General features: G+C 47.6%; 7 protein-coding genes and 1 pseudogene. 4 read left to right on the top strand and 4 right to left on the bottom strand.

The features are described from left to right. The first annotated feature begins 804 nt into the window (after positions 1-804). The gene (locus R2Q26_RS15030; RefSeq protein WP_317537031.1) at positions 805-1989 is read left to right on the top strand and encodes an MFS transporter; all 1185 of its coding nucleotides are present in this window, start codon (positions 805-807) and stop codon (positions 1987-1989) included. On the opposite strand, the gene R2Q26_RS15025 is transcribed toward R2Q26_RS15030, so the two are convergent. The 3 genes and pseudogenes from R2Q26_RS15025 to R2Q26_RS15015 form a co-directional block, all read right to left on the bottom strand. Then, the gene (locus tag R2Q26_RS15025) at positions 1943-2134 is read right to left on the bottom strand and encodes a hypothetical protein (RefSeq protein WP_411182374.1); all 192 of its coding nucleotides are present in this window, start codon (positions 2132-2134) and stop codon (positions 1943-1945) included. The genes R2Q26_RS15030 and R2Q26_RS15025 overlap by 47 nt on opposite strands. A gap of 105 nt (positions 2135-2239) precedes the next feature. Beyond that, complete coding sequence (locus R2Q26_RS15020; protein WP_317537029.1) at positions 2240-2383, bottom strand: hypothetical protein; 144 nt, start codon at positions 2381-2383, stop codon at positions 2240-2242. Between the two features lie 240 nt (positions 2384-2623). Beyond that, positions 2624-3344: pseudogene (locus R2Q26_RS15015) on the bottom strand (phage protease). Between the two features lie 385 nt (positions 3345-3729). Here R2Q26_RS15015 and R2Q26_RS15010 point away from each other — a divergent pair. Beyond that, positions 3730-4209 carry a hypothetical protein gene (locus R2Q26_RS15010; protein ID WP_317537028.1) on the top strand — a complete coding sequence of 160 codons (480 nt, stop codon included), beginning with the start codon at positions 3730-3732 and terminating at the stop codon, positions 4207-4209. Positions 4210-4343: 134 nt separating this feature from the next. Further along, the gene (locus R2Q26_RS15005) at positions 4344-5234 is read left to right on the top strand and encodes a hypothetical protein (protein ID WP_317537027.1); all 891 of its coding nucleotides are present in this window, start codon (positions 4344-4346) and stop codon (positions 5232-5234) included. Here the strand turns inward: R2Q26_RS15005 and R2Q26_RS15000 are convergent. Further along, complete coding sequence (locus R2Q26_RS15000; protein WP_317537026.1) at positions 5206-5508, bottom strand: hypothetical protein; 303 nt, start codon at positions 5506-5508, stop codon at positions 5206-5208. The genes R2Q26_RS15005 and R2Q26_RS15000 overlap by 29 nt on opposite strands. Positions 5509-5560: 52 nt before the next feature. Here R2Q26_RS15000 and R2Q26_RS14995 point away from each other — a divergent pair, with 52 nt between their 5' ends. Beyond that, complete coding sequence (locus R2Q26_RS14995) at positions 5561-5707, top strand: hypothetical protein (protein WP_317537025.1); 147 nt, start codon at positions 5561-5563, stop codon at positions 5705-5707. The last annotated feature ends 145 nt before the right edge of the window (positions 5708-5852 follow it).

The raw sequence follows: 5852 nt of genomic DNA, 5'->3' as shown, positions 1-5852 counted from the left end.
TGGTGTGAGAACCTCTCAATATTACGAGTTTGCTTCTATTTATGAAATACTTATCTCAAAACGTCAACAGACCCTAGAGCAGGAGTCTTTAAACAGTTTCTAAAAAAATTGATCGATTGCTCACGAAATTCCTGGCTATATCCTGTTCGGGGTAATTGCTTTATTTTTGTCTTCCATTTCATGTCTATATTTTATGAAACTCTGGATTCCTTACATGGACACCCACTTTTTGCCAAGCCTTCGGTCAATGATTTTGAGAAAGTAAAGATTGCTGCTATACATCCGGACTTTTTGTAAGGCTATTGCCTTTATCCTTGATGGAATTCGCTGAGCGGCACCTCATCACGACAACGTGTTTTATATACTGAGCCCAAATCAGGTTTAGCCACTCACAGTCTGACCAATCCCGCCATCATGCCATGATTGTCCACGGAATCTGTGGAAATCTTTCTCCTTAAGCTAATTTTCGCTGTAACGTTACTAATATGCTCCTATTTAATCTTCTCGGTCGCTTTTCCCTCTGGTGTCTTTCGCCTGAAAAGCAAAAAATATCAGGAATCAAGGTTTTTCATTTTCGATCAGACGCAATTTTGTCAATTTCTGATCGTTTGTCAGTGTGTTTGACAAATTATCACATCTTCATTATCTTCGCCCTCCATGAAAGAAAAGATTATTAATCTTTCTTATACACAATAACCCGAAAGATTCGAAGGAAAACTGATAATGACTAGTCCTTATCATCAGCATCGCCGTGTACTTGTCGCGAGTCTGGTCGGAACGGCTGTCGAATATTACGATTTTTACATTTACGCGACGGCGGCGGCGTTGGTGTTCGGTCCATTGTTCTTTCCAGCCAGTTCGCCAGCTGCACAATTGATGCTGTCATTCCTGAGCTTTGGTCTCGCGTTTATCGCACGTCCGTTTGGTGCGGTATTGTTCGGCCATTTCGGTGATCGGATCGGGCGGAAATCAACACTGGTCGCATCGCTAATGCTGATGGGGGTGTCGACCGTGCTGATTGCGTTCCTGCCGACCTATGCGATGGTTGGCTGGGTTGCGCCACTATTGTTGTGCATTCTACGCTTTGGTCAAGGGCTAGGCCTTGGCGGGGAATGGGGCGGCGCAGCGCTACTAGCGGTTGAAAATGCCCCTCAGGGGTGGCGGGCACGGTTCGGTATGGCCCCACAACTGGGTGCGCCGGTCGGGTTCCTTGCCGCCAATGGACTATTCCTGTTGATCGGCATGGGATTGAGCGAAGCGGAATTTGCGGCGTGGGGTTGGCGTATCCCGTTTCTGGCCAGTGCCATTCTAGTCGGGCTAGGTCTGTGGGTACGCCTGAAGATCAACGAAACGCCTGAATTTGCTCAAGCTCTGGCACATGAACCTCCGGCTCCGGTTCCTATCGGTGAACTGATCCGTAATCATGCGCTAGCTACCTTTGCCGGGACTTTTGCGGTGGTAGCCTGTTTCGCGATTTTTTACCTTTCGACCGCTTTTGCGCTCGCCCATGGCACGACCGCCTTGGGATATGATCGCGAGGTTTTCCTGGCTGTCCAGCTTGCTGCAATTCTGTTCCTTGTGCTCGGCATTATCGTCGCGGGTGTGCGTGCCGATGCGACCAGTGCTGTGCGAGTGCTGACATGGGGATGTGCAGCGACAATCGGCTTGGGGTTGATGTTTGGATCGCTTTTGGGTTCGGGGTCGCTATGGCTAGTATGGGCAGTGCTGTCACTCGCCCTGTTCGTGATGGGCTTTGTCTATGGCCCACTTGGCGCGTGGTTGCCGTCGCTGTTCCCACCGCGGGTGCGTTATACCGGTACGTCAGTGGCTTTTAACGCAGGCGGCATTCTGGGCGGAGCAGTTGCTCCGATTGCCGCGCAGGCACTCAGCGAAATAGGTGGCACGTCACTCGTCGGTCTTTACCTGACGATTGCAGGGCTATTCAGTCTTGTGGGGCTAAAGCTGGCTCGGCGACCTCAAGCAGGATAAGGCGAACCTGGCTGACAATATCATAAGAAGATATCACGCTGGTTTCCTCCGTCAAGCATAGTACTTCAGCCGCGAGGATATAAAGAAACTCTGTTTGCAGATTGATGAATTTTGCAATAAACCATGGACATGCAATTCGGTTGATTTTTTGGGCATTCGTAGGTAATTCACTTCATGACGGTCTCCTTAAACGTGCAGCATCAGGTAGGTAATAAGACCAATGAACACAGCTCCAGCAATGATCGCAGGTTTACGCAACAGCGCCTGGTGTGGTATAACCGGAAGCATTGGCTGCTACCAGGCTGCCTGCATAAATCTTGACGTTAGCTACGACGGGTACATTGATCAGTTCGCCGTCCTTCATCGGGGTATTACGATCTGCTGAGAGAGTCATGTTTTCTCCTGTTGATTAATTCGATTGTCCTGTAGGGGCGATCCTTGTTATTGCCCATGGGACGAATACGAGATTCGCCCCTACGACACCTGCATATTTTTCTTGAAATCTTCCGGTGTGATGTTCATCACCTTGCAAAGGGTGAATTGTTCATAATTGTTCATCCGTCAGTGCTTCTTCATTGCCACTGCCTTCTGGTAGCTTGCCGCTAGTTTAGGTGCCGGTCAAAGCCGCAATCGACTAAGCAGATGCCAGGTATTGCTTGAGTGATTCCAGATTCTCTTTACCCAATTTACGCGCCCAGTCTTCCTGTGCTGGCAGCAGATTGCCTTCCGACAGCGCCACCCTCACCACGTCATCCACCTCGCGCTCGATCTTTTCTGCTTTGAGGACTGAGACTTCGTTTTGCAATGACTTCATCACATCAATCGGTACGAACTTGGCCGGATCGGGGTGATCGGCAGCAGTTTTGAGGGAGGCGATGGCATCATCTTTTGAGCCGAGCAGAGCAGTCAGGCTGGCCAGCACAGATTCAGCATCTGCGCTTTCATTCTGGCCTGTGAGTTTGCGTAGTGCAGCCAGTAGCTGTTCTAGTTGCATGTCTTCTCCTTTAATGGATAAAAATTGAGATGCTGCGACGGCGCCCATGCATCCAGCGCGGGATTGTTTGTCAGTGCTGCATTCAGAAGTCGTTTGATTGCCCCGTTCTTTTTGTCGTAAGTAAAACAGGGGAAATGTAGCGGTATTCGCCAGCTTCGATCATCTGGCTGGCGCGATCGGTCCATTCAACATCGACAGCGAATAAACCAGACTCCCTCCATTCCAGTTTACCAAACCAGCCTGCAGCCGGTGCGGGCTGGCCGTTATGTGCAGCAAGCAGCGTTTGGTGCTCGTAATCCACTACCGTTCGGTTTACACGACTTTCAAACTCGGCAATCAGGTCCGCCTGCCAGCGTAGCATCGATAAACCAGTACGGTGCATCGAAAGGACGACCGTCGGTCGAGCGGAATTCATCCGCAGGGAATAGCTGGATTTCTCGGCCAGGCGTTACAGAAATAGCGCACGCGGCCAGACGAAAGAAAGATTAACTTGTTGGGGTTGTTTTCGATTCATGCCGCCATGGTACTGACAGTATGGGGAGGGGTTAAGGAGGTATTATTTCCTCCTTAAAACAGAGTATTAACTGAAATCAGATTAGCACTTCATTGACAAGTCAGTCAAACGGGAAGCAATAAGGGGATTAAGTCGTGGGGCATATTTGTATAACAATTTCATTGCTGCTAATGCCAAAATATGGAAGATATATAGAAACCATATAATTACTTGTTAGAGTAAGAGAGACACAATGGAAAGCATCAAGAATACAGATGAAGCAGATCTGCTAGGCTATTTTGAAACAATAAAAAGTGTGTTTCTTCTTAAGTTGCTCTTCTTGGTGTCTGTGACTAAAGAAAATGATCAGAAACGTTATTTGGAATTGCCGACTAAATTTACAGATGCAATTCCAGAACTTGAAGAGCAATTTGATGAGCCGTTATTTTTCACAGCCCTAAAACTTGGCAGCGAAGAGCTTATTCTAAACTACCTTGAGGATATTGTTTCATCAGCCTTAAGCAGTTCATGGAATGTCTTCGAACAAATCATCAAAACCCTAACATATGGCAACTATTCGGAAGAAATGCAGCAAATGTCTGTAAATTTCGAAAGTGGAAAATTTCAGTTCACAAGGCGAGAAAAGAAAGACCTAGAATTATTCTACTACCTAAGAAATGCGACATCTCATTATAACGGTGCATACTATTCATATAGATCAATAGATCAATAGATCAATAGATCACAGATACAAAGGGTTGGATTTCAAATCTGAAGGACATATAGGTAGCAAGATTATTATTAGTCTGAAAGTAGTATATGAAATTATTTGTGATTTAGAGTCGCATTCTATGAAGGCGTCGAATAATGCAAAATAGCTCTAATAAGGCCATAAGCTTGGACCCAAAAAGCGCCGCTCCTTCGTCGCTCTACTTTTTGGGTCCGGTTATAGTTGGCGTTAAATCGCACGAAAATTTATACTGTGTGACTATGGGAAGAAATGGTCAACCGTTCTCAACTGAGAACTTGATTGCGTCGGCGGTCGAAGCGCTTAAGGTGCGTGGTGACGCTCGTGGAATTACTGTCCTCGTCGCAGGTCAGTGTCACATGGCACTGTGGGATAGTGACTTTGGGATTAACAGTTGGCGTTTGTTTGTCACGCTACCTGTTCACCTGTACTACGCGATCTCTGAAGACGATCGCAAAGTCACCGAAACGTCCATCGCGGAGGTTGTTGGCCCATTCTTCTTGACTACTCCCGCTGACGCGCTTGAGTCGGTTGTTATAACGCCGCAAGTCACCGAAGCTGCTGATGGCTGGCGCGAAGAAGCTATGCGATTTGTCAAAGGCGAGGGCGTTACGAATCAGGGCCGTGTGCGAAGTGACAACATTGCCTCCAAACAGTACCAGGGGCTTCTCTTCCGGTCCGAGGCGGAGATTTCTCTGTTCACGGCGCTCATACGCGCCAAGCTTGTTGTCGCACCGCTTCCCGTCTTCGTTCGTGTTGGCAAGGCGTATAATCGACTCGAGCCGGATTTCGTCGTAGTCTACAAAGGACTAACCTTTATCGTCGAAGTAGACGGAGACACATTTCACCGTGAACTACCCGCAGAGGCAGATAAGCGCCTCGTCCCACTCACTTACGAAAGCGTGGAAGTACGTCGCATACGCGCGAAAGATCTTGAGACCGACGAAGCAGCCGACGCAGCGGTAAAGGATCTCATTGAGTTCATGGCGCGACGCAAGGAGGCGCGATAGTACGGCCTAACCCCTTCATCAAACGAACGTCCTCCGGCAAGGCTTCGTCTGCTTCCAGTCGACTCCTTACTTCCAACGTTAGGTTCCAGCAATGAGAAAGCAGTACCATTTCAGGAAAAGTGAGTTCGGTCTCCTGGCTTGGGATGTGCACAGACTTATTGATCTTACAAAAGATAACGATCAGTTCGAGATACCAATTTCTGAAATCGAAGAACTGAATGAGTCGTACTGGTTTGATGGGGAAAGTCTGACTTGCAAGGACTTGTTGGCTCATATGCTTCTCATCGAAGCAGCCGATCTTAGCTATCCAATAATCCTTTGCCCTAATGGGCCGGTTGATGGATGGCATGCATCGCGTTGCTAAGGCGTATTTGGACGGTCATATCCATATCAAGGCAGTTCAGTTACAAGTATTGCCTGAACCTGACTACGTCGGTGTAGATCCTGACGATCTTCCCTGTGATGAGGTCTAATATCACACTGTCTACTTTAGATCGATTTCTACCAATGGATCACATCTTGACGATATTTATAACCAAATCTAGTGTTTAATTGCATTAATAGCATATATTATTTGATTTATACTAGGCATTATGCCTAGAAAAGCGATAGAAATCA

The sequence above is a fragment of the Nitrosomonas sp. Is37 genome, from assembly GCF_033063275.1.
GTDB lineage: Bacteria > Pseudomonadota > Gammaproteobacteria > Burkholderiales > Nitrosomonadaceae > Nitrosomonas.
The sequence above is the reverse complement of the archived record's forward strand: the minus strand, read 5'-3'. Positions and strand labels throughout refer to the sequence as shown.

Coding starts and splice junctions, on each gene's coding strand:
- R2Q26_RS15020 (WP_317537029.1), bottom strand. CDS start 2,383: ATGACTCTCTCAGCAGATCGTAATACCCCGATGAAGGACGGCGAACTG.
- R2Q26_RS14995 (WP_317537025.1), top strand. CDS start 5,561: ATGGGCCGGTTGATGGATGGCATGCATCGCGTTGCTAAGGCGTATTTG.
- R2Q26_RS15010 (WP_317537028.1), top strand. CDS start 3,730: ATGGAAAGCATCAAGAATACAGATGAAGCAGATCTGCTAGGCTATTTT.
- R2Q26_RS15005 (WP_317537027.1), top strand. CDS start 4,344: ATGCAAAATAGCTCTAATAAGGCCATAAGCTTGGACCCAAAAAGCGCC.
- R2Q26_RS15000 (WP_317537026.1), bottom strand. CDS start 5,508: ATGAGCCAACAAGTCCTTGCAAGTCAGACTTTCCCCATCAAACCAGTA.